The 531-nt window shown below is 72.1% G+C and carries 1 protein-coding gene; it reads right to left on the bottom strand.

Annotated elements, in window-relative coordinates:
• The coding region (locus B7767_RS44235) for a KR domain-containing protein (protein WP_143653075.1) at window positions 1-531 on the bottom strand (531 nt) is incomplete at both ends.

Here is a 531-nt window from a genome sequence, read left to right as displayed (position 1 = left end):
AGCAGCACCTCACGCCGCTCGTCCCGGCCCAGCCCCTCCAACCGCCGCACCAGACCAGCCACCGCCACCGAACCACCGGCAACCGACCGCCGCACACGCACCCGCACCAGACCACGCAGGAGAGCGGGCACTTCTTCCTCGGCACGAAGGGCTGCCAGGTCGAGGCGCACGGGCAGGACGACGGGTTCACCGCCGGCCAGTGCGGCGTCGAACAGGGCGACGCCCTGCTCCGCCGTCAGCGGAGGAAGACCGGAGCGGGTGATGCGGCGACGGTCGGTCTCCGACAGCGCCTGCGTCATGCCCGCGTCCTGCGACCACGGGCCCCACACCAGCGACACCGCCGGCAGCCCCAGCGCACGACGACGACGCACCAGACCGTCCAGGAACGCGTTACCGGCCGCATAAGCCGACTGCCCGGCACTGCCGAACGTCCCCGCCACCGACGAGAACACCACGAAGGCGGTGAGGTCGAGGTCCTTGGTCGCCTCGTGCAGGTGCCAGGCCGCGTCCACCTTCGGACGCAGCACCCGT

The sequence above is a fragment of the Streptomyces sp. 13-12-16 genome (assembly GCF_002114215.1).
In the GTDB taxonomy this organism is placed as follows: domain Bacteria; phylum Actinomycetota; class Actinomycetes; order Streptomycetales; family Streptomycetaceae; genus Streptomyces.
Note: the sequence above shows the minus strand (reverse complement) of the source record. Positions and strands in the feature narration are given on the sequence as shown.